The organism is Candidatus Ichthyocystis hellenicum (assembly GCF_001460935.1).
Lineage (GTDB): Bacteria > Pseudomonadota > Gammaproteobacteria > Burkholderiales > 2013Ark19i > Ichthyocystis > Ichthyocystis hellenicum.
Genome location: NZ_LN906597.1, coordinates 1519523 through 1543742 on the forward strand (window position 1 = coordinate 1519523; position 24220 = coordinate 1543742).

The 24220-nt window shown below is 39.6% G+C and carries 20 protein-coding genes, 1 tRNA gene and 2 pseudogenes; 5 read left to right on the forward strand and 18 right to left on the reverse strand.

The window, feature by feature from the left end:
• Positions 1–21 precede the first annotated feature (21 nt).
• Entirely contained in the window at positions 22–804 is a 783-nt protein-coding gene (locus Arg41_RS05835; protein ID WP_320408855.1) for an enoyl-ACP reductase FabI, read from the forward strand.
• Here Arg41_RS05835 and truB read toward each other — a convergent pair.
• The 12 genes and pseudogenes from truB to Arg41_RS05880 all read right to left on the reverse strand — a co-directional run bounded on the left by truB (position 796) and on the right by Arg41_RS05880 (position 10147).
• A complete protein-coding gene (truB, locus tag Arg41_RS05840) occupies positions 796–1518 on the reverse strand; it encodes a tRNA pseudouridine(55) synthase TruB (protein ID WP_092343423.1) in 723 nt (240 codons plus the stop codon). The genes Arg41_RS05835 and truB overlap by 9 nt on opposite strands.
• Positions 1515–1895, reverse strand: a complete 381-nt coding sequence (gene rbfA / locus Arg41_RS05845) for a 30S ribosome-binding factor RbfA (protein ID WP_092343422.1) — start codon at positions 1893–1895, stop codon at positions 1515–1517. The genes truB and rbfA overlap by 4 nt, the downstream gene beginning before the upstream one ends.
• Positions 1892–4537 (reverse strand): translation initiation factor IF-2, encoded by a 2646-nt coding sequence (gene infB, locus Arg41_RS05850; RefSeq protein WP_092486569.1) that lies wholly within the window; start codon positions 4535–4537, stop codon positions 1892–1894. The genes rbfA and infB overlap by 4 nt, the downstream gene beginning before the upstream one ends.
• A gap of 29 nt (positions 4538–4566) precedes the next feature.
• Positions 4567–6039, reverse strand: coding sequence for a transcription termination factor NusA (nusA, locus tag Arg41_RS05855; RefSeq protein WP_092343330.1), 1473 nt, complete (start codon positions 6037–6039; stop codon positions 4567–4569).
• 32 nt (positions 6040–6071) lie between these two features.
• Positions 6072–6263 (reverse strand): LSm family protein, encoded by a 192-nt coding sequence (locus Arg41_RS08525; RefSeq protein WP_420885864.1) that lies wholly within the window; start codon positions 6261–6263, stop codon positions 6072–6074.
• Positions 6263–6353, reverse strand: a pseudogene (locus Arg41_RS08530) (ribosome maturation factor RimP); the annotation flags it as partial. The pseudogene Arg41_RS08530 and the gene Arg41_RS08525, both read right to left, overlap by 1 nt.
• 6 nt (positions 6354–6359) lie before the next feature.
• Positions 6360–6521 (reverse strand): annotated as a pseudogene (rimP, locus tag Arg41_RS08535) (ribosome maturation factor RimP); the annotation flags it as partial.
• Positions 6522–6679: 158 nt separating this feature from the next.
• Complete coding sequence (gene pnp, locus Arg41_RS05865; RefSeq protein WP_092343331.1) at positions 6680–8755, reverse strand: polyribonucleotide nucleotidyltransferase; 2076 nt, start codon at positions 8753–8755, stop codon at positions 6680–6682.
• On the reverse strand, positions 8733–8873 hold the full coding sequence (locus Arg41_RS07955) for a hypothetical protein (RefSeq protein WP_157722296.1): 141 nt from the start codon (positions 8871–8873) through the stop codon (positions 8733–8735). Before Arg41_RS07955 ends, pnp begins: the two co-directional genes overlap by 23 nt.
• Positions 8874–8878: 5 nt before the next feature.
• Entirely contained in the window at positions 8879–9148 is a 270-nt protein-coding gene (gene rpsO, locus Arg41_RS05870; RefSeq protein ID WP_092343332.1) for a 30S ribosomal protein S15, read from the reverse strand.
• An 89-nt stretch (positions 9149–9237) separates the two neighbouring features.
• Positions 9238–10038, reverse strand: a complete 801-nt coding sequence (locus Arg41_RS05875; RefSeq protein ID WP_092343333.1) for a TatD family hydrolase — start codon at positions 10036–10038, stop codon at positions 9238–9240.
• Between the two features lie 22 nt (positions 10039–10060).
• Positions 10061–10147: transfer RNA gene (locus tag Arg41_RS05880), tRNA-Leu, on the reverse strand.
• Between the two features lie 435 nt (positions 10148–10582).
• Here Arg41_RS05880 and queA point away from each other — a divergent pair.
• On the forward strand, positions 10583–11605 hold the full coding sequence (gene queA, locus Arg41_RS05885; RefSeq protein ID WP_092343334.1) for a tRNA preQ1(34) S-adenosylmethionine ribosyltransferase-isomerase QueA: 1023 nt from the start codon (positions 10583–10585) through the stop codon (positions 11603–11605).
• On the opposite strand, the gene Arg41_RS05890 is transcribed toward queA, so the two are convergent.
• The 5 genes from Arg41_RS05890 to Arg41_RS05910 all read right to left on the reverse strand — a co-directional run bounded on the left by Arg41_RS05890 (position 11592) and on the right by Arg41_RS05910 (position 16652).
• Positions 11592–12458 carry a hypothetical protein gene (locus Arg41_RS05890; protein ID WP_092486566.1) on the reverse strand — a complete coding sequence of 289 codons (867 nt, stop codon included), beginning with the start codon at positions 12456–12458 and terminating at the stop codon, positions 11592–11594. The genes queA and Arg41_RS05890 overlap by 14 nt on opposite strands.
• Before the next feature lie 20 nt (positions 12459–12478).
• Positions 12479–13444, reverse strand: coding sequence for a protein translocase subunit SecF (gene secF, locus Arg41_RS05895; RefSeq protein WP_092343336.1), 966 nt, complete (start codon positions 13442–13444; stop codon positions 12479–12481).
• A gap of 26 nt (positions 13445–13470) precedes the next feature.
• Positions 13471–15351 carry a protein translocase subunit SecD gene (gene secD / locus Arg41_RS05900; RefSeq protein ID WP_092343337.1) on the reverse strand — a complete coding sequence of 627 codons (1881 nt, stop codon included), beginning with the start codon at positions 15349–15351 and terminating at the stop codon, positions 13471–13473.
• A 13-nt stretch (positions 15352–15364) separates the two neighbouring features.
• Complete coding sequence (yajC, locus tag Arg41_RS05905; RefSeq protein ID WP_139057358.1) at positions 15365–15706, reverse strand: preprotein translocase subunit YajC; 342 nt, start codon at positions 15704–15706, stop codon at positions 15365–15367.
• Between the two features lie 256 nt (positions 15707–15962).
• Entirely contained in the window at positions 15963–16652 is a 690-nt protein-coding gene (locus tag Arg41_RS05910) for an alpha/beta hydrolase (protein WP_092343339.1), read from the reverse strand.
• Positions 16653–16831: 179 nt separating this feature from the next.
• Here Arg41_RS05910 and mgtA point away from each other — a divergent pair, with 179 nt between their 5' ends.
• Both mgtA and Arg41_RS05920 read left to right on the forward strand, forming a co-directional pair.
• Positions 16832–19585 carry a magnesium-translocating P-type ATPase gene (gene mgtA, locus Arg41_RS05915; RefSeq protein WP_242641413.1) on the forward strand — a complete coding sequence of 918 codons (2754 nt, stop codon included), beginning with the start codon at positions 16832–16834 and terminating at the stop codon, positions 19583–19585.
• A 27-nt stretch (positions 19586–19612) separates the two neighbouring features.
• The gene (locus tag Arg41_RS05920; protein WP_092343341.1) at positions 19613–20194 is read left to right on the forward strand and encodes a glutathione S-transferase family protein; all 582 of its coding nucleotides are present in this window, start codon (positions 19613–19615) and stop codon (positions 20192–20194) included.
• A 24-nt stretch (positions 20195–20218) separates the two neighbouring features.
• Here Arg41_RS05920 and htpG read toward each other — a convergent pair whose 3' ends face one another.
• Positions 20219–22108, reverse strand: coding sequence for a molecular chaperone HtpG (htpG, locus tag Arg41_RS05925; protein ID WP_092490578.1), 1890 nt, complete (start codon positions 22106–22108; stop codon positions 20219–20221).
• A 751-nt stretch (positions 22109–22859) separates the two neighbouring features.
• Here htpG and Arg41_RS05930 point away from each other — a divergent pair.
• A complete protein-coding gene (locus Arg41_RS05930) occupies positions 22860–23177 on the forward strand; it encodes a hypothetical protein (RefSeq protein ID WP_092490579.1) in 318 nt (105 codons plus the stop codon).
• Positions 23178–24220 lie beyond the last annotated feature (1043 nt).

The window sequence follows — 24220 nt, forward strand, 5'->3', positions numbered from 1 at the left end:
TGTGCATGCTGTCACGGGGGGATGATGTCTTTATTGGCAAGTAAAAAAATTCTGATAACGGGAATACTATCAAGGAAGTCCATCGCGTATGGGATTGCCAAAAAATGCCGGGATATGGGAGCTGATTTAATTCTGACCTACCAAAGCGATAGATTTGAGGAGCGATTGCGGGAGATTGCCCACGATCTTGGCGGAGCCCAAACATTCCCTTGCGATGTAACAGACGAGGAACAAGTTTCCGCTTTATCAAATAGAATATCTAGAGACAACCCACATGTTGATGGGTTGGTACATTCCATTGCTTACGCACCACGTGAATCTATTTCTGGATCATTTTTAGAAGGATGTACTAGAGAGTCTTTCCGAGTCGCTCATGATGTTTCTTCATATAGCTTGATTGCCTTAACTAATGCCCTACTACCCCTTATGAACAAATGTGACGGAAGTTCGGTTGTCGCACTAACATACTTAGGATCTAATCGAGCAGTTCCAAACTACAATACCATGGGACTAGCAAAAGCATCATTGGAGGCTGCCATCCGTTATATTGCTTCGGAGGTAGGCCGTATAAACATTCGCGTTAACGGAATATCTGCTGGACCAATTAAGACCGTAGCTGCTTCTGGAATAGAGGGATTTTCTAACATATTGAAATCGTTTTCAGAGCAATCCCCGCTGAGACGCAATGTTACCTTAGAAGATGTAGGAGGAGCAGCAGGGTTCCTTCTTTCTCAGCTGTCATCTGGAATAACTGGGGAAATGATATACGTAGACTGCGGATATAGAAATATTGTATCAATATAACTGCAAAAGCATTGCTCGTCTTTCCTCAAGAGAGGATAGTTCTAGCTCTTTTAAGTGGGTAGCATGTAGGATGCGGTGTCTGCCTACCATTGTCCTGGTTAGCTGACCTAAATAGGCGCAGCATCCAAGACTACTTCCTATGTCTTCGGCAAGAGTCCTTATGTAGGTACCTTTTCCGCAGTAGACTATGATATCAATCACTGGGTAGCTATACCTGGACAATATTATGCCGTTTATATCCACTTGACGCCGTGGCCTCTCTACTGGTATGCCTCTGCGCACCCAACCATAAAGGGGCAAGCCATTGCGCTTAACAGCAGAGTAAGAAGGAACGACCTGCTCTACTGGACCCAAAAAGGAATACACCGCACGCCTAACATCAACCAAATCAGGCTGATGATACGAGACTTGGCTAACCTCACCTTCTCTGTCACCAGTGTCTCTCTTCTCCCCCAATATTATCTGCGCTACATATGACTTTTGTTTAGAAACCAACTCATTAAAAAACTTTGTAGCTCTACCAAAACAAATAATCATCAAACCTGAGGCGAGGGGATCTAATGTCCCAGTATGTCCTACTTTTTTAGCACAAAACAAATGCTTAATCTTTTGGACAGCATCATTTGAGGTAAAGCCTACAGGCTTATTAAACAAAAGCACACCATCAACAGAATCTCTATTATTTTTCAATGAAGATAAAGCATTCACGTTCATGAGGAAGCAATAGCTTTATCTATAAGAGATGATATATGGGAAGCACGATCAAACAAATCGTCATAAAAAAAAGTCAAAGCTGGGACGTTCTTTATCCGCAACACTTGATACAAATGAGACCTTATGAAACCAGAAGCAGAATTAAGAGCAGCAGAAATCTCACTGCGGCGCTCAACATCGATAGAGCAGGCAAACGGAACAAAAAACACCTTAGCTGACAAAAAATCTGGAACTAGACGCACATCGGTTATCGTCAAAGGCGGAACCCTCGGATCATTCAAATGAAGCCGTACAACCCTAGAAATTTCCTCCCTAATCTGATCACCAACCTGCAAGCATCTACGCCCCTTATCAACAAGTTTGCCTTTCTTTCTCATAACTCAGTCCTGATAACTTCCTCAAAGTCGTACACCTCAACAAAATCCTTTTCTTGAAGATCATTAAAATCCTTTATGGATAGACCACATTCGAATCCAGAACGAACTTCTTTAACATCTTCTTTAAATCTCTTCAGTGAAACCAATTCCCCGTCATGAATAATTTCATCTTGACGAAAAACACGTACACGAGAGTGACGCTTCACTAGTCCATCAACAACAAAGACACCAGCAATAACATGCTTACCGATAGAAAATATCTGACGAACTTCAAAATGACCCAAAATTTTCTCTTTTTTCTCTGGGGAAAGAAGACCCGTCATGATAGAACGAACATCATCAATAACAGAGTAAATAACACTGTGAGATCTTACTAAAACACCCTGACTTTCTGCCAATCTCCTGGATAAAACATCAAAACGAGTATTAAACGCTACAAGAACAGCCTTAGAAGCCGCAGCCAAATTAACATCAGACTCCGTAACGATACCAGCTGCAGCATGAATTATACTTACCCGAACTTCATCGGTAGAAAGCTTCTGCAAGGATTGAGACAAAACCTCCTGAGAACCCTGAACATCAGCTTTTATAACCACACGCAAAGTCTTTATAGAAGAAGCAGAATCACTCTGAGAGAACACAAACTCAGAATCCGTTTTAACAGCATCAGCTTTACGTGCTAGCTTGACTTCACGGAATCTTCCTTTCCTGAAAAGAGCAATCTCCCTAGCCTTTTTCTCACTCTCAAGTACAACCGCTTCAACTCCGACCGCTGGCAGATCAGATAAACCTTGAACTTCAACCGGAACTGACGGACCAGCTGACTTAACAACAGCTCCTCTATGATCAATCATGCTTCTAACACGACCAAAAGATTCACCTGCAAGAATAATATCGCCTTGAGACAAAAATCCTGATTGAACCAATATAGTTGCTACAACACCCTTACCTTTGTCAAGACGAGCCTCAATAACCACACCACTGGCAAAACCACCATGAGGAGCACGCAAGTTCAAGACCTCAGCTTGTAGAAGAATAGACTCCAACAACTGATCCACACCCTCTCCAGTCTTAGCTGAGACATTAACAAACATAACATCACCACCAAATTCTTCCGCAACAAGCTCATATTGCAAAAGATCCTGTCTAATCTTATCTGGTTGAGCATCAGGCTTATCAATTTTATTAACTGCGACTATGATAGGAACACCAGCTGCGCGAGCATGATTTATAGCTTCAATAGTCTGGGGCATAGGACCATCATCAGCGGCAACCACAATAATCACAATATCAGTAGCCTTTACTCCACGAGCACGCATTGCAGTAAATGCTTCATGCCCTGGAGTATCTAGAAACGTCACCAAACCTAGGTTTGTCTCTACGTAGTAGGCGCCTATATGCTGAGTAATACCGCCAGATTCACCAAAAACAACCTTGGAGGAGCGTATGTAATCCAAAAGAGAGGTTTTTCCGTGATCAACGTGCCCCATAACTGTTACCACAGGAGGACGAGGTAATTTTTCCAAAGATGAAGAGGAAGTGATATCAGCAAGATAAGCACCAGGGTCATCCAATTTTGCAGCAATTGCGCGATGACCTAGTTCCTCAACAACTATCATGGCGGTCTCTTGATCAAGAATCTGATTGATCGTCACCATCATCCCACTCTTCATCAATGATTTAATGACATCTATAGCTTTCACAGCCATTTTCTTTGCCAAATCAGAAACCGAAATCGTCTCGGGAACACTAACGTCACGAACAACAGGCTCAGTTGGAACTTGAAAAGCTCCATGTCCCTTATGCGCCAATTTCTTACGCAAATGTGAGCGCTTTACATGCCAACTCTCACCATCAGGATCAGAATCCAAAATACCACGCACTTTTATACTAGAACGACGAGAAGGAGAGGAATCATCTCGATCACGGGAAGACTTTTTACCCTTCTTGGAAGTTTGAGGCGAATCACGGGAAGGAGAACGTGCATCCTGCTGTGCTTTCGCAGTACGTTGCTTCTCTTTTTTGGGAGGAACAACATTGGCAACAACCTTAGCAGTTTCTTCTCGCACCGCCGGCCCTGAAACCACAGCCGCCAAATCAACAGGAACAGCATCAACAACACTAGCAGAATCAGAAACAACTTCCTTAACATCAGCTTCGCTATCAACATCAGAAGTAGGAAGAGCAGAATTTTCAGAAAAGGGCAAGGCTGACTTATCTCCTTCCATCTCAACTACGGAACTTACACTCTCAACTTTGTCGCCACGACAATCAGAACTAGAATGATTATCTTCAGAAACAGGACCATCATCAGATGACAAACCCACTTCAGAAGACGCATCACAAATAGCATCGCGCTTAACAAAAACCCTTCGTCTCCTGACCTCCACCGGGATAGTTCGTTCCCTACCCATGGAGTAAGATTTTTGGATGCTCTTAGTCTCACGTCTGGTCAACGTAATCCTAGACAAAGATCCACCATGTGATTTTTGCAAGTAAGAAAGCAAAACGCCCTTATCTTCAGCACTAACAATATCATCTGGAGAGTTCTTAACTACGCCAGCTGCCTTGAACTGATCCAGCAAAACACTAACCGGAACATTCAACTCAGTAGCAAAGTCACCGACACTCAAACTCGACATGCTCAAAACCTTAACCTTAGACTATAACTCTAATTAAACCAATGCGCACGCGCCTTCATAATGAGGTCACTTGCGCGTTTCTCATCCATGTCTATCATCCCTACTAATTCATCAACTGACAATTCGGCAAGGGCTTCCCTGTCAACAATGTCATTTGATGCTAAAAGAGACAACAACTCGCCATCAACACCCTCGAGCGATAATAGATCCTCAGAAACGCTACCCACCTTTTGTTCAACAGCAATGGCACGTGTAAGAAGATAATTTCGCGCTCTCGACCTAATATCCTCAATAATTTGCTCATCAAATTCTGGTATTTCCAATAGTTCCTGCACAGGAACATAGGCAATTTCTTCCACGGTAATAAAACCGTTACGAATAAAAACATCTGCAACCTCATCATCAATCCCCAAACTTTTGACGAACAGTTCACGAAGACGGACAACCTCCTCCTCACCTTTCTTTTCCTTCTCTTCAAGGGTCATAAGATTAATATCCCATCCAGTTAACTCTGAGGCAAGACGAACATTCTGACCTCTGGCTCCAATAGCAACAGCCAAATTATCTTCATCAACAACAACATCCATAGAACAACGTTCTTCATCAACAACAATACTAGTAACCTCAGCTGGAGCTAAAGCATTAATCACGAACTGAGCTGGTTCTGGTGACCAAACAATAATATCAATCCTCTCCCCAACTAGTTCCTGAGTAACAGACTGAACACGGGAACCACGTATTCCGACACAAGTACCTATGGGATCAATGCGCTGATCATAGCTTTTAACCGCAATTTTTGCGCGCAACCCAGGATCACGAACAGAAGCCTTAATCTCAATCGCACCTTCCTCGATTTCAGGAACACACAAAGAAAAAAGCTTAACAACCAACTCCGGAGCAGTACGAGACAACTCTATTTGTGGGCCTCTTGACGAATAATCAACACGATAAAGATAGGCACGAACTCTATCACCAACACGAAGATTATCTTTTGGAATCATGTGATCACGCTTAAGCACAGCTTCTATTCGCCCACAATCAACAATAGCCTGCACCCTATCAATACGCTTTATCACTCCCGAAACCAGTTTATCAGTTCTCTGAAGAAAGTCATTCAGAATTTGCTCTCTCTCTGCATCACGTATCCTCTGAACAATAACCTGACGAGCAGCCTGGGCACCAACACGACCCAAGTCTACTGAATCAATTTCTTCTTCAACATAACTACCCAAGGTAGAATCAGGATTCCTAAGCAATGCTTGTGATAATTGAATCTGATAAGAGGGATCATCAAAATTATCATCTGGAACTATTTCCCAACGACGAAAAGTAGTGTACTCGCCGGTTTCGCGATCAACAGAAACTCTAATATTAACCTCGCTGCGAAAATTCCTCTTCGTCGCCGAAGCCAAGGCTGACTCTACAGCAACAAACACGACATCCTTTTCAACATTCTTTTCACGAGCAAGAACATCAACAATCAGCAATAAATCTCGACTCATCTAGCCCCCTACTATAGGCCAGTGCTAAATTTCTAAAAATTAGGCACCAAGCGAACCCTCTTCGTTTTCTCCAAAGAGAAAGCAACCACACAATCATCCACCAAAAGCGTTATCTCATTTTGACCCGAGTCAAAACCCAACAGCCTGCCAACAACAGTTTTTGGAAGAACATGATCGCCAACAACAATCGGCTGAGAAGCCGTAACTTTAACGTCATAATTTATAAATCGATTAAAATCAGCTGCTTTCTTCAGTATGCGATCAGCACCAGGAGATGAAACTTCTAGGTGCTCATAGTCAATTCCTTTTACGGTAAAAGCTCTACAAAAGTGGCGACTAACACGCGCACAATCGTCAACAGTAACACCATTTGGATGGTCAATGAAAACACGGATAAGGCCTTTAGAAAGAACCTCAAAATCTACCAAATCATACCCCAAACCGGCCAGAGTCTTTTCCAGCCAAGGCAAAAAATCATCCATAATCAACACAGAAAAAAGGAAAAAACCAGCCAAAGCCCGCTGACGATTGTAACACAAGAGAACTCAATACTAAAGACAGATAACGATATGAAAACAAACATGGTTTTTACCATGTACATAAAATAAATGGCAGCTTCAGACCAATCACCTCTGAAAAATCATGCTTTCAACGAAAGCCGAGGCCTACCGCGATCATCCAATCCTATGACCTTAACTGAAATAATCTGCCCCTCAGAATAAGTCTCACTAACCCTATGTCCCTTATCTTTACCCATTTGACTTACATGAAGTAATCCATCTCTGCCTGGAAGAATATCTACAATTACTCCAAAATCAAGAACTCGCGACACCTTGCCTTCATAAACTTGACCAACGATAATCTCAGCCGTTAGCATTTGAATACGCCTAACTGCCTCCTCAACACAAGCAAGATCCGGAGATGCAACACTAACGGTCCCATCATCTTTTATATCAATAGAAGTTTTAGTTTCCTCAGTTAAGGTCTTAATAGTCGATCCACCCTTTCCGATCAACAAGTGTATCTTCTCAGGATTAATACTTATGCAGGAAATACGAGGAGCAAAAGAAGACAAACTACCCCGAGCTGACGACAACGCAGACTTCATAGCATCCAGAATATGCATCCTACCCTCTTTTGCCTGTAAAAGCGCTATACGCATTATTTCCTCTGTAATTCCTTCTATTTTTATGTCCATTTGAAGAGCAGTAATACCAAACTCAGTACCAGCTACCTTGAAATCCATATCACCCAAATGATCCTCATCTGCCAAAATATCAGTAAGCACGGCAAAACGCTGACCATCTTTTATTAATCCCATAGCAACACCAGCAACGTGGGCAGCTAACGGAACACCTGCATCCATGAGTGACAAACAACCCGCACACACAGAAGCCATGGAAGAAGAACCATTAGATTCAGTTATTTCAGACACCAAACGTATCGTGTAAGGAAAATCTTGCTTATTAGGAAGAACTGCAACCAAAGCACGCTTCGCCAATCTACCATGGCCAATCTCACGACGTTTAGGAGCCCCTAAACGTCCAACCTCACCAGTAGCATAACCAGGCATGTTGTAATGAAGCATAAAACTTTCTCTGCTATCACCAACAAGTCCATCAACTACCTGAGCATCGCTCTCAGTACCGAGAGTAGTTACAGCCAAAGCCTGTGTTTCACCCCGAGTAAAGAGTGAAGAACCATGAGCACGAGGCAAAAGACCAGTTTGTATATCCAATGGACGAATAGTACGAGTATCCCGGCCATCAATACGTGGTTCACCTGAAAGAATACTATCCCTTACAATAGATGACTCTAATTGAAAAAAAACAGACTTCAAAGTTGACTCATGATGCCCTTCTGGGAGTAACTTATCCAAAACACGAGAATAGACTTGGGATATGGAAGCAGCTCGCTCCTTTTTTTCACGAACTTTGTAGGCAGAAACAAGATCAGCTGCTGCAATTTCCCTCACAGTATTACTAAGAGATAGGTCGTCTCCTGCTGGAGCAAAATCCCAAACAGGCTTACCAACTTCATTGGCCAATTCACAAATTGCATTAATTACAACTTGCTGCTGATGATGACCAAACATCACAGCCTCTAACATAAGATCTTCACTAAGCTGATCCGATTCAGACTCCACCATAAGTACAGCGGCAGCAGTTCCAGATACAACTAGATCCAGCCTTGAATCTTTCCTACGAGAAATCGAAGGATTAAGAACAAATTTACCATCAACATAACCAACCCTAGCTGCTGAAACAGGACCGGCAAAGGGAATACCAGACAAAGTAACGGCAGCGGAAGCCGCAATTATAGACGGTATGTCAGGATCGACCTCGGGATTAACTGATAAAACAGTAACTACAACCTGAACTTCATTGAGAAAAGATTTTGGGAACAAAGGCCTCAAAGGACGATCAATCAAACGCGCCACCAAAGTCTCACGCTCAGCAGAACGACCCTCTCGTTTAAAAAACCCTCCGGGAATTTTACCAGCTGCATAAGACTTCTCTATGTAATCCACTGTCAGCGGAAAAAAATCCTGACCAGGAGAAACTTCTTTTTTGGCCACCACTGTCGCTAGAACAACAGTATCATCCATATCAACAATGAGGGCCCCATCTGCTTGTCGAGCAATCGTGCCTGTATCCAAGCAAACCCTAGAATCACCGTACTGAAAATCTTTTTTAACTTTTTTGAACACGAACATCTCCACACGAACCAGCATGATAATCAAGAAACAACACAAAATTTACAGGGAAAACTGACCCCACAAAAGAAGCCGCACAGAACGCCACGGAGACAGGAGTAGAATTACACGCCATCATTAAAACTACTTACGCAGCCCGAGTCGTCCGATGAGAGATCTATAGCAATCAAAATTAGTTCTCTTCAGGTAATCTAGCAATCTTCTTCGCTGCGAGACCAATTTCAACAACCCGCGTCGAGAATGCAAATCTTTCCCATGAACCTTAAAATGAGACATAAGATTAACTATGCGAGTCGTCAAAATCGCGACCTGCACCTCAGCAGAACCAGTATCCCCATCTCTACGGGAAAAATTCTTAATAACCTCCAATTTTTCATCAGCCGATATAGACATATCACTCCACTCTCGTACTCACATAACTGGTATAAAAAACACGCCCATGAACCACTGCATTGTAGCACAAAATGGAAAGTAGTTATCACCTACTTCTGCGTTCTTGGGGCTGATAGTGGAAAGAGTCTAAAAAAATTAGCAGTTGTAGCATCATGAACATCCTCTACAGGAATGTCTTTCAATTTCGCTATTTTATCTGCAACATGCAAAACATAGGCAGGTTGATTAGTAGATCCACGAAAAGGAACTGGAGACAAGTAAGGAGAGTCAGTCTCTACCAACAACCTAGACATGGGAACCATTTTAGCAACTGATTGAACATCTTGGGCATTCTTAAAGGTCACAATCCCAGAATAAGAAATATAAAAGGAGATATCCATAGCCTTCTCAACGAAGGATAGGGACTCAGTACAACAATGCATAACTCCTCCTACCCTATCTGCGCCCTCTTCTACTAATATACGAATAACATCATCACCAGCCTGACGACAGTGAATTATAAGGGGTTTACCTAATTGCTTTGCAACTCTAATATGTCTTCTGAACAATTCTTGCTGAAACTTGACCTGCTCATCATTTTGTACGCGACAGTAATCTAATCCTGTTTCTCCTATGGCAACTACACGATCTGACATCTGCGCACGCAGGAACAACTCCTCCTCTGATAGCATCTCGCCATCAAAATTTCCATCATGATTGGGATGAATACCAAAAGACGCAGAAAGAGAAGGAAAAGGATCTATGGTCTCTAGTAAAACTGAGTAATCTTCCAAATCTACAGAAACACACAAGGCATGGATAACGCCACTGGAGAGCATGTTACCAACTATTTCGGAAACTTTTCCAAAAAATTGAGAAAAATGAATGTGGCAATGAGAGTCAACCAACATATTCTAATACACATTTCACAGATGGTGCCGAAGGAGAGAATCGAACTCTCACGCCCTCACGGGCACTGGATTTTGAGTCCAGCGCGTCTACCTATTCCACCACTTCGGCAATAAGGAAGAACATTATCATAAAAACAACACGATAATTCAAGTGCTTTATAACAAATTATTCAACACATTAATCCTAGCACCCACAAAACTATATCTGTCAAGACTGACAACAAAACTAAATTTAGACTCAGATTAATAAAAAAATAAAATCGTACTTTTTACCATTTCCGATACAAATCAACTTCAGAGAATAAGAAAAATATATATTTAAGCAAATTATACAGACCCAAACAATTTTTTTGTTTTTTATATTACAATTAGGGCAGTGGGCATCTTTTCGGTACATGAATCATTTAGCTTTTTATCATTGAATAATATAAATCCCCTAGCAGGACACTACTAGGGGGGTTGCTATTTTTAGTTTAGTAATTATTTTTTCCAAGTCTGTCTATAAATAAACGAACACGAATTCATTTAAACTAAGGCGCAAAGTATGGATCTCACCACATCTGACTTTGATTTTGAAATGGACCATAGCTACATTGCTCAACATCCTGAAGAAAATAGGGAATTTGCCAAATTGATGAATGTTTCCGATGGAGAAAGAATAAGACATCAATTCATTTATGACCTAGAAGAAATTATAACTGACGAGTACATAATAGTAAGAAATAATACAAAAGTGGTCTGTGCCCGCCTAAGGTGCACAAAAGCAACTGGCGGCAAAATAGAAGTTTTCCTTGAAAGATTGGTTGACAATAATACTGCTATTGTTCAGATAAGATCACACAAAAAAGTAAAGCTCCCACTGTCTGTTTTCATCAACACAGATAATAAGATTACAATAAGAGAAAGATTTGATGATTCATTTTTCATAGCAGAATCTAGCAACATAATGGAACTTTTTAACCAATATGGCGAAGTTCCAATTCCTCATTACCTAAGAAGAGACCCTTCAAATCGTGATAAACATGACTATCAAACTGTTTTCGCTAGTATTCCTGGGGCTGTAGCAGCGCCAACTGCTGGACTGCATTTCAGTGAAAATTTGATTGAAAAACTCATAAACAAAGGAGTTGAATTTTACGATATTACGCTCCACGTTGGAGCCGGAACTTTCAACCCAATTAGAACCGATAATATAATGGAACACGAAATGCACGAGGAATACTACAGAGTTCCAAACGAAACGAGAGAAGCAATAGAGTCAGGAAAAAGAAATGGAAAAAAGACACTAGCAATAGGAACGACCGTAGTACGTGCCCTAGAGAGTTTCTTCATACAAGAACAAAAAGACGATCAATGGAAACCAACCCGTCTGTTCATAACACCAGGGTTCAAATTCAACGCCGTAGACATGCTGCTCACAAACTTTCATTTACCAAAATCATCACTCATAATACTCGTATCCAGCTTTGCAGGAAAAGATCTAATAAAAAAATGCTACCTAGATGCAATGAAGAACAACTACCGCTTTTTTAGCTACGGAGATGCAATGTTGCTCAAAAGAGAATAGTACCCTGTATGATCAACAAAACCGCGAAAACAACAACTATGCCTTGATATACTCTATGAATAATCTTATAAGGACGTGCATCATCATCTGAGTTTCCTTCAGCCGCAGGAAGCAAATTAGGTAAATCACTACTAAATAAAGACAGAGAAGAAAGCAAGAATTTTTTACTGTCATTAGAAACAGAAGGAGAAAGCCCCCAGGTCACGCGAGTAAAAAAATAAGAAAAGTTAGTCAACAAACACATCATGAATATCAAAAATCTAGATGGTATCCAATCAAGCCACTCAAAATAAACATCAAATAACGACGAACCTAGCCCCTGGGAATCAGCAAAAATCTTAGTCCTGTAAGAAAAGAAATACAAAATACCTCCCAATGGACCGAGAATTATAGACCACACCAATGGAGCTACTACCAATCGCTCAAAAATAATACCAACAGCTAGCATAGAATTAGAACCGCCTTCACCAGCATCCACCAAAGATGAACCACAAAGCTCTACCCAAGGGGAAAACTTATCTAGAACTTTACTGGACAAAGAATATAGGCAACAATCGCAGTCTGAAATAAAGGCGTGAAATGGAATTAGTAGAAGATAAAGCAATACCAACAGAGCCAAGCACAAAACTATGTTGGCGTAGTAAGCGACAAAAAAGACTACCCACACTGAAATAGAGGACAAAAAAGAGACCGACAAGAGGCGCAACCCTAGGGGGAGAGGCGCCTCCAACAGTCTGTACAGAGAGGCTACCACAAAAGATGAAGCACTAGATGAGTAAAAAATCCAGCGCAAACACAAAAATCGGTCACAAAAAAACGAAATTAGCGCAGCCAAAACCAGCATAGAATGCATATATATTCCTCCGGCAACAACTAAACTATAGCACCAGCATTAGCATCATTACGATCCACTACCTTCTTTACTACAAACTGATCCTTTGATACACCAAACCACATTAACAAAGGTGACGAAACTAAAACAGATGAATAAATACCAAAGCAAATTCCTATCGTAAGAGCTAAAGCAAAATTATGTATGGCCCCACCTCCAAAAAAAAGCATAGAGGTAACCATCATCTGAGTACAGAGATGAGTAATAACCGTTCTAGAGAGAGTACTAGTAATCGCATGATCTATAACCCTGGAAGTAGTAAGATGTCTATAATTTATGAAAGTCTCACGAACACGATCAAAAATAACAACGGACTCATTTACAGAGTACCCTAAAACAGCCAATACAGCAGCTAACACAGATAAAGAGAACTCCCACTGAAAAAATGAGAAAAATCCAAGTATGATGACCACATCATGAAGATTTGCAATAATTGCGGACAAAGCAAAACGCCACTCAAATCTAAACGCAAGGTAAGAAACTATGCCCACACACACCAGAACAATAGCCATCATGCCATCACGTGCAAGATCAGAACCAACCTGAGGACCAACAAACTCAGCCCGTTTTATAACTGGATTACTCCCAGCAGAAGAAAGAATGTTATTGCTAAATTTATCAACATCCAATCGAGCACCACTAAAAATTCCTAAAGTACTAACATCCTTACCAGAAAGACGAATTAACACATCACGGCTAGATCCATAATTTTGCACGAACGTCTCTTTAAGTCCTTCTTTTATCAATGAATTTCTTATAGAAGAAATATCTACCGAAGAAGAATATCTAACTTCTATGATAGTACCACCAGTAAATTCAGTAGATAAATTTAGGCCTTTAGTCCAAAGAAAATATACAGAAATAGCGAATACAAAAACTGAAAACACGTTAAAAAAAACAGAGAATCGCATAAATGGAATTGTCATCCTTAAGCGAAAAAACTCCATTTACACTCTCCCAAAATTAAAATACATCAATCATTAGCAGAAAAATTAGATTTCCAAATTTGCCCTATAGAGACTGATTGTGGTGAACGACGCAGATAAACCAAGTCAACTATAGTTCTAGAAATAACTACAGAAGAAAATAAAGAAGTACCTATTCCTATACAGTGAACAACAGCAAAACCACGTATAGGACCAGAACCAAATATAAGCAATGCAACACCAGCAATAAGAGTTGTAACGTTAGAGTCTATAATGGTAGAAAAAGCACGAGAATACCCTTCCCTAATAGCAAAAACGGGCAAAGCACCGGAGCGCAACTCCTCGCGTATCCGTTCATTTATGAGAACATTCGCATCAATAGCCATACCTAAGGTTAAAGCAATAGCAGCGATACCGGGTAAAGTTAAAGTTGCCTGAAGAATAGACAAAATAGCAACCAAAAACAACAAATTAATCACCAATGAAATAACTGAGATAAACCCAAAAAATCTGTAATAAAGCACCATAAACAAAGCGATAGCAAACAGACCAGATAAAGTAGCACGAACTCCCTTCTTAATATTCTCTGCCCCTAACCTAGGACCAATCGTTCTCTCTTCCACAATATCCATAGGAGCAGCTAAAGATCCAGCACGCAAGAGGAGCGCGGTCTCACCTGCTTCTTCAAAGGTAAAACTACCAGTTATCTGAACGCGACCATTTGGAATCTCTTCATTAATTCGTGGGGCAGTTACAACATTTGCCAACCCATCCTCCAAAAGCACTATAGCAAGACGTTTTCCAACATTTTCACGAGTTAATTCACGAAAAATCTCCGCACCTGATGAATCCAACTGCAAGGAAACAGCTGGTTGATTATTACGATCAAAATCAGCATCAGCACGAATAATATGATCTCCAGTAAGAAGAATAGCCTTATTAACCACCACCCTTACCTTGCTATCTCCATCTGAAGATTTAAGAGGAAACGATTCCTCGTAAGAAGGAAGAGAGTCAACAGGTAACAGTTGATCACCCTCCGAAGACAGCATATGCATTTCCAAAGTAGCAGTCTTACCAAGAATCTTTTTAGCTTGAGCAACATCCTGAACCCCAGGTAACTCCACAACTATCCTGTCCTTACCCTGCTGCTGAATTAATGGCTCAGAAACTCCAAGTTCATTCACTCTTCTATGTAGCGTTGTAACATTATGCTGTATAGCATCAGAAATTATCTTTTCCCTTTCTTTGGGCTTAATACGAGCAGTAACCAAAAACTTCCCAGAGCCAACACGTTCTTGGAAGTATAAATCTGGATAATACCTTCTAAGAAAATCTATCCCCAACCTCATATCAGACGGCGACCAAAAAAGTATCTCAATAGAATCATCACGTGAAAGTACAGCAGCATGGGAAATATGCTTACGTCGCAATAAATTGCGTAACGAAAAAGCCGAGCTTTCCCGGTACTTCTTTATGGCACCAGAAACATCAACCTGAAACAAAAAATGAACCCCACCACGTAGATCAAGACCCAGGTACATAGGAACAGCATGGATTTTAGATAACCATCCAGGCGATGACGACAAAAGATCCACTGCAATAGTATAATCCTTCCTGAGGACAGAATCTCCGTTTATTTCCTTATCCAACAAGTCACGAGCCTTAAGCTGATCATCGGTAGAAAAAAGACGGAGCCTCAAGGACGACTTAATCAGGCTCAAATCGTCGTAAGGAATTTTTGCCAAATTAAGGGCAGAGGCAACCCTATCTTTGACCGATTCGTCAATCTTAACCCCAGAATGAGCTGGTATCATCTGAACGGCAGGGCTGTCACCAAAAAAATTAGGAAGTGCGTACAACAACATCAACACAACAGCAATAAAAACAAAGCCGCCCCTAAGGAAAAGAAAGCGCCCAACCTTCATAGGTAACTCCCGATCAAAATTCCAAAGTACCCTTAGGCAGGAGAGAACTTACAGCAGCTTTTTGAATACAAACCTGAACGTTATCAGCTATTTTGACATCCAAAAATGTCTCTGACTTTTTAACAATTATGCCAGAAATACCACCAACAGTAACAATCTCGTCACCAACATCTAAACTTTCTATCATCTCCTTCAGTGCTTTTTGCTTCTTAGATTGAGGCCTAATAACAAAAAAGTACATAACAGCAAAGATAGCAGCAATAAAGGCAACATTTAACCACGGATCTGGTTGTTGTGGAGCAGCAGCAGAAGAAGAAACAGTTGTTGCAGCAAAAACATCATTAAAAAAACCCACAAAAACCTCCTTGCAAGTAAACCATAACTCAGATAGATAGTTGTTGAAAACCAAATCCGAGGGATTATACCACACTGGGAAAATTTTTCTCTCTCAAGCAATAAACCCCATGATCAAGCTTAGTGGGACTAGGATAATCGGGCCAGAACCAGTAGGAAAAATACTATTGCTACAGTAGCAGGCGCATTTGCAAAGCACCGTTAGCAAATCATTTTCAAAAAATGCGAAACAAAATACCATTAACCCAAAAAATTACTCATTGCGGAAATTTAATTTTTTCGTGTATCCACTCCCTCAAATCATCAATCTCCTCTTTAGCCAAATTATGCCCAATATCATACTTATTATAAGTCAAACGATCAGGAAAAAGACTAGCCAAAACATTTTCCGTAACTCTACGAACATCTTCAGGAATAATTTCGTCCCTAAGTCCTTCTGCAAAAAAAATAGGAGTGTCAATATTTTTCTGTACAATATCATCCGAAGGCAAGTCAATATCTCTCAGCATTGAAGATAGAGAGAATATCCCTCCTATTTGCCTCTTCATCATAATACTTAACATAAGACAAACAATTCCACCTTGAGAAAAGCCGCCAAGGAATATATTACGCTCAGAAAAGTTGTCTTTTTTTATGGCATCTTCGATTACATCAAGTACCCGCTGACAAGAAGCTGCTAACCCATCAGCATCACCTATACCAATATCCCAAGACAAACTAAGATTAAACCACGAACGCATTACTTCTCCTGAAAAGTAAGGAATTGATTTATATGGAGCATTCAAGGCAATAACCTTACTTCCATATCGAGCAGAATAAAGCGCTTCCCCTAAAAACATCAAATTCTCTGCATTGTCACCCAAGCCATGCAGCAAAATAATAAGAATTAAAGGATTATCCCCCCAAGACCTGATAACACAATCTCCCAAAACACGTTCATCAGTCATAAAAAACACCAAACAAAAAATAAAAGATTACCGACATTCTAAGCTATGTAAATCGATATTAACCTAGAACATAATCACTCCATGGAAATGATTCAGATAAGACACATCTAGTTTCTGATACAATCTAAATTTTACAGAAACACCCAAAACAAAACGCAACCGGATCGTGGAACATGACCATGATTATAATAGACCGTTTCAGAAAAATTTTCGCTAGCTTTGTCACCAGTAGGGGCATAACCCGCCACTTCAGGCGTTTTTTACTCTTGGATAACATAAAAAAATCAAATGTCATACACGACACAGCCCTACATAATTTCTTTTTGTCCATGTCTAAGCAAACTGTTTCTGAGTTAGTTGACGAACTTGACAGTCACCCTGAAGGATTAACAACTGATCAAGTACACGCAAAGCAAGAACAGTTTGGATTGAATCAAATTGACTCAGAACGCCAGACAAGCCCCATACTTCATATTTGGCAGTGTTACCGTAATCCGTTCAACTTGTTACTTTCCATCCTAGCTGTAATTTCTTACATAACAAGAGATTACAACTCTTCCTCTATAATTACCGTAATGGTTTTTCTCTCTACAATGTTACGTTTTTTTCAGGAAAGCAGGTCTAACCGTGCGGCAGATCGCCTCCAAGAAATGGTTAGCAACACGGCCACTGTTTTGCGAAGAGATACCCCATCTAATTCATCATCAACATCCTCTTCACCCCAAACAGCTCTTCACAGAAGTAGTGACCTCCCCATTCATGAGCTAGTTCCAGGAGACATAATTCGACTAACTGCTGGGGACATGATCCCTGCTGATGTTAGAGTTTTGCAAGCAAAAGATCTATTTATCAATCAATCAGCAATGACCGGCGAATCAATGCCAATAGAAAAATTTGCTATCTCCAGATCGAACAACCCGGAAACTTTCCTAGACCTGGACAATATTTGCTTCATGGGTACTAATGTTGTAAGCGGATCAGCGATTGCAATTATCCTTACAACGGGAAAAAATACATACTTTGGAACTCTAGCACAGCGCGCAAGTGTTCCCTACACAGATGTAGGAAGCGTTTTTCAAAAAAACATAAACAAAATAAGTTGGTTATTAATATTATTCATGCTAGTTATGGTTCCATGTATTTTTGCCATTAATTTTTTTACAAAAGGCAGCTTAGTAGAGTCAATATTCTTTGCTTTGTCTATAGCGGTTGGATTAACTCCTGAAATGCTTCCAATGATATCAACAGCAACGCTAGCAAAAGGAGCGGTTGCCCTTTCGAAAAAAAAAGTCATTGTAAAACGCCTGGACGCTATACAAAATTTTGGATCAATGACAATATTGTGCACAGATAAAACTGGCACTTTAACTCAAGATAAGATAGTGCTGGAGTGCTACACCGACGTTTTTGGCCATCCATCAGATCGAGTTTTAGAACATGCATACCTAAACAGCTACTACCAAACTGGGCTCAAGAATTTGCTCGACATTGCCGTACTAGAACATGCAGAGCTGCAGCGAGAACTAAATCTAGCAGCAAACTTTCGCAAAGTTGACGAAATTCCATTTGATTTCCACCGAAGAAGAATGTCTGTTGTAGTTAACGAACAGGAAGACCATCATCTACTGATTTGCAAAGGTGCAGTAGAAGAAATTGTGACTATATGTACTAGCATTTACTACAACGACCAAAAGGTAGAATTAACTAATGAAGCACTTGACACTATATACAATGTAACATCGGGGTTAAATGAACAAGGACTTCGTGTGGTTGGAGTTGCTGTAAAAGAACTACCTCCTGATCGTGAAACTTATTCTGTTGGAGATGAGAGTGAAATGACCCTCGTTGGATACGTCGCTTTTTTGGACCCTCCAAAAGAATCAACAGCACCAGCGATTAAGGCACTCTTGGAGCACGGAGTGTCTATAAAGATCCTTACTGGTGACAATGAGCTCGTAACTAGAAAAATTTGTCACGAAGTTGACTTACCTATCACAGGAATAGCCTTAGGACAAGATATTGATAAAGCATCTAACGATGAACTAAAAGAAATAGTTGAAAAATGCAATATTTTTGCGAAACTATCACCAACTCACAAGGAAAAAATTATTTGTCAACTAAGGGAATTAGGACATGTTATTGGTTATGTTGGTGATGGAATAAATGACGCAGCAGCTTTACGGGCAGCAGACGTAGGAATATCGGTTGATTCAGCTGTAGATATCTCTAAAGAGGCTGCAGATGTTATTTTGCTGGAAAAAAGCCTTATGGTCCTAGAAGAGGGAGTAATACAGGGCAGAAAAACTTTTGCCAACATGACTAAATACATAAGAATGACAATAAGCGGAAATTTCGGCAATGTCCTGTCGATAGTGATAGCAAGCATTTTTTTACCATTCTTACCCCTTCTACCACTGCAGATCTTGACCCAAAATTTAATATACGACCTATCTCAAACGGTTATTCCTTTAGACAACGTTGACAGGGAAACAATAGAATCTCCATGCCTTTGGAATTTTAACAATCTGACATCGTTTATGCTGTTCTTTGGTCCTCTGAGCTCGGTTTTTGACGTTATCACATTCTTAATAATGTGGTACGTATTTGGAGCTCGCACCACCGGAGATCAATCCCTATTTCAAGCCGGATGGTTTGTTGAGAGTCTTATTTCTCAGACGCTAGTAGTCCACATAATCAGAACAGGAAAAATACCATTTCTAGAATCCGTTGCCTCCTGGCCAGTGATTGTTACCTCTTTGGTAACTACTGTCATAGGAATAGTTATCCCACAAATCAGTATTGGTTCCTACTTTAAATTTTCACCTCTTCCTTGGCTTTATTACCCATTTCTTGTAATAATTATATTTGGGTATGTGTTATTTACACATATCGTTAAATATTTGTATTTAAAGCGTTATAAAATTTGGCACTGATCATATTTTTTCGGAGAAACAAACCTGATGATCGAGATTTGTTCTGAAGAGTTTCCTTTGGGAACGGTAATTGCTTTAGAGGAATTGTCAGTTCCGTACAAAATTGTCAAGCGTGTGACCAATGAGAAGTCGCTACCCCCCATTAATTACAAGCAGTGCTACATAGTTGACACTGCACCATCTGGAAGCACTGATCATATATACGTACACGGCTCTTGCGCGATACTGGAATACTTATCGGATAAATATCGCATGCTTATTCCTGATAATTATCTTGACTTATTGGACACGAAGCAATGGCTATACTGGTATTGCTCTTACCTAGAGCCTTTTATGCCCGGGATAATGGGGCTATCTCCACTTTCAATAGATAAAAGCTCCCTGCTAGATAGATTTTCAAAAATCAACCGACAGCTTGAAAGGAAGAAATTTTTAGCTCGCCTGTACTCCATAGCAGACATAGTGTTCTACACTGCATACAAGCGCTTCCGCCAAGCCTATTCTGACCACTCACATTACTACAGCAACCTGGAAGAATGGATGAGCACCATTGAAAAGAGGCCTGCTGCAGTAAGAGCCATCGAAAAAGCGGCGGCATCATCCCACTGATGCTCTAGTTATAGATTAATAACATCAATCTATAGTTGATGCCATAAGTTGGTTAATAGTTTTTACAAACGTTGCTGGATCATCCAGCTTACCACCTTCTGCCAAAAGGGCTTGGTCGAAAAGAACATTAGCCCAATCACCAAACAATGGATCATCTGGATCCAGACGCTTTAACAGCTGGTGCTGTAAATTAATCTCTAGAATAGGCTTAGAAGCAGTAACACTCTGCCCCATCGATTTAAGAAACCTCTCCATATGACCACCCATATCATGTTGATCAGCAACAAGACACGATGGAGACAATGTCAAACGCTTCGACTGACGAACATCCTTAACCTTATCGGCTAATATCATCTTCATTTTCTCTAGGATGGGAGAAGAAACATTATCTTCCTCAGAAGAATCTTCTTTCACCACATCCTCCAAATCCTCATCATCTTTAGCAATAGACTGCAGCTGAAATTCTTTAAATTCCGGAAGAAAATGAACAACGTACTCATCTACACGATCATGCAATAAAAGAACCTCTATTCCCTTATCACGGAAAATTTCAAGATGAGGACTATGTTTAGCAGAAAGGTACGAATCTGCTGTCAAGTAGTAAATCTTCTTCTGATCCTCCTTCATTCGACTTATGTAATCCCCTAGACTAGTATTATTGAGGCAATTTTCATCATAGGTACTAGAAAATCTTAGAAGCTCAGCCACTCTGTCGCGGTTAACAATATCTTCTGCAATACCTTCCTTAAATGTTGGTCCAAATTGCTCCCAGAAATATTTGTAATCACTTGGCGAATTACGAGACAAATCAGCAAGAAGGGCCAATATTTTCTTAGTGCAACCTTCCCGAATAGAGCGAACATCTCTCGATTCTTGCAAAATTTCACGAGATACATTTAGCGGCAAACCAGAAGCATCTATAACCCCCCTAACAAAACGCAGGTAACTAGGAAGCAATTTACTGGCCTTATCCATTATAAATACGTGCTGCACATAAAGCTTTATACCTGAAACCTGATTGTAATCATAAAGATCAAACGGAGCCTGCTTAGGAATATAAAGTAACTGTGTATACTCAACTTTTCCCTCAACTCGGTTATGTGTATAGGATAAAAAATCACCCATTCCACCTATAGATTGATAAAATTCCTTATATTCTTCCGGCGTAATATTAGATTTATTACGAGTCCAAAACGTTTCCGCGCGATTCACGACCTCCCAGCCATCTTTTCTTTCCATTGATTTCTTTTTGTCGTCCCACTCAAACACGGGAAATTCTATAGGCCAAGCAATATGATCAGCATATTTTTTTATTAGTTGCTTTAACTCCCAGTCACTCAACCACCTAGTCTCATCATCTCTGAGCAATAGTTTAACAGTAGTACCGTGATTTTTCTTTTCAATTTTCTTAATTTCATACTCTCCAGTACCATCAGACGACCAATAAACTCCATCCGCTTCCGGCAAGCCTGCCCGCCTAGTCTCTAAAAAAACCTCTTTCGCAACAACAAAGGCAGAATAAAATCCAACCCCAAACTGTCCTATTAATTCGCTATCACGAGATTTATCTCCTGTCATATGAGACATAAATTCCTTTGTCCCTGAACGAGCAATTGTCCCAATATGATCAACAACTTCGTCGAAAGACATACCAATGCCGTTATCTTCTATGGTGATAGTTTTTTCATCTGAATTATAGTCGACACGAATAACAAACCTGTTATCAGTAGGTAACAAGGATGGATCTTGAATAGAAATATAGCGTAATTTATCACAAGCATCAGCAGCATTAGAAAGAAGCTCTCTGAGAAAAATTTCCTTATTTGAATACAAAGAATTAATAACTAAGTGCAATAACTGCTTAACCTCTGCTTGAAATTCTTTTCTTCCCATAGATGACGATTGACCACTCATTGAAAATCTCCCGAGAAACAGTAACCAGAAAAAAATCCCTATTCAACCTGCACACAACACAGTAAAGGATATGGGATCAATATGGAAAATGACAATAGTAAAAAATATATATCATTGTTTTTAAATAAAATTTCATAAAATTATGGTGATACTTTTACCGGACGAATTAACGAAACGTAAAACATCCGCTTACCCATGGGTAAAAAGGGCCATTGTAAAATTTTTCGTGATCATTTACAAATATAAGCAGCATTAATACTTATTTTCCACAAATTAACAGTAAAAAGCATCACAGATCACATAAAGAATTTTGTTAACAAGACTGACGAGACCATCAATCCTAAACTGGCTCCATCACGCAAGATCATTGCACATAACCAGCACAGCATGCATGTTAAGCAGCGTAATAAAAATTTAATGACACAATCAACGCGTAATAGCATCACCCCGATATAACACTATTGATTTTCATATAATTGATTATTATCACGATTATCATCAAAAAAAGCCCCTTACAACTAACAACCCTCAGAGGATCACACTAAAATCATCTCATATCGGTACAAAATATTGTATATATTGGGCACAAAATAAACACAACATGCTCAAAATGCAAAACACTAACACTAAAATATTTTATCAATAAACACAGCCAATAATAGCTATAAAATTTATACCATAATATTATTATTAGTAGCGACGTTTTTAGGTATGAATTTTACTAACTGCTTCTTTATGATACGGAAAAAAAATGAGCATCAACAACAATCGAATTTTTGATCAAAGTCAAGATGTAAATTGCACTAACACATGTTCAGAACCTGGTAATTCGTTACATGTGAACAGCAATAGCACTGACGATGACAAAAGAGAACCAGATAGTGACATCGTATCATTGATGAGTAGATTGACGATCCATGATAATGAAGAAGGTGCTTGCGCATCCCGAACTAGTAGCAATGACAACGAATCGAACAAAGGACTCGCGTCATTGATGAGTAGTTTGATGCTCCGGGATAATGAAAAAAGTAGCTACGCACCTAAAACTAGTACCGCTAACAACGAATAGGATAATGGCATCAAATCGTCAATGAGCAGATTAATGTTACGAAATAAAATGGTGGAGCCAACACAAAATCTGTACAAATATATGATAGCAATATGGCAAACCGCAATAAACCAAAAAATGTTCAGAACATTTAACTGCCGTTGCTGTAGTTACTGCTGCTGTAATCGTAATATATTTAATAAACGTATCGTTGATATTACTAAATGAATCACAATAAAATTTATATAAAAATATATTATTGGTAAAAACATTTATCATGATGCGTTTTGCTGATAATCTTTTTTGTTCGTTTTATTTGACCAAAGCTGCCCCAAATTTACACGAATTATCATCAAGAGAAGATATTTTAGATGGCAACCCCCCCCATAAGATCTATTACTAAACATTCTACTAGCTGTCAGCAATCTTATTGCACCTAAACTCATGTAGCAACGTGGAAAAATAATCAGGGAAAATCACAGACAGTACCTACCAGGAAGGCAACAAAATTTACTGAAAACAAAATCAAGAAATACATATCCCCGGTATAGACACCTGAGTACTGTGACCTGAGTATTGTGCAGACAGGAAAATAATGCAAATTATAGTCGTAATTAAATTATATTACTACCGTCAATCATTTACGTACATAAAATACGCAGTCAAAACTAAGAACTAAGCGATGGTGGCAATATCAGCCATCAAACGAGTAAATATGATGCGGAATCAAATTTATAAAGCATCCAATATCGTTGTTACTACATATTAAGTTAAGTGTTGATGTTGTCTTATTTTTAACAAAGGTATTGTGAATATCACTAAATAAATAACAATAAAATTACGTGATGACACACAAAAAGATCTCAACAGAAAATTTTATCAGTAAACATAAAACATAATAGCTATAATTTTTTTATAAAAATATTATATTAGTAAAGATGTTTTTTGAAATGACCTTTTTATTAATAACCTTTCTGATATGGAAAAACATGAGTATTAACAATAACCGGACGGTTGCTCAAAACCAATGTGGTAGCAGCGATATAGATTCAGATGATGATTTA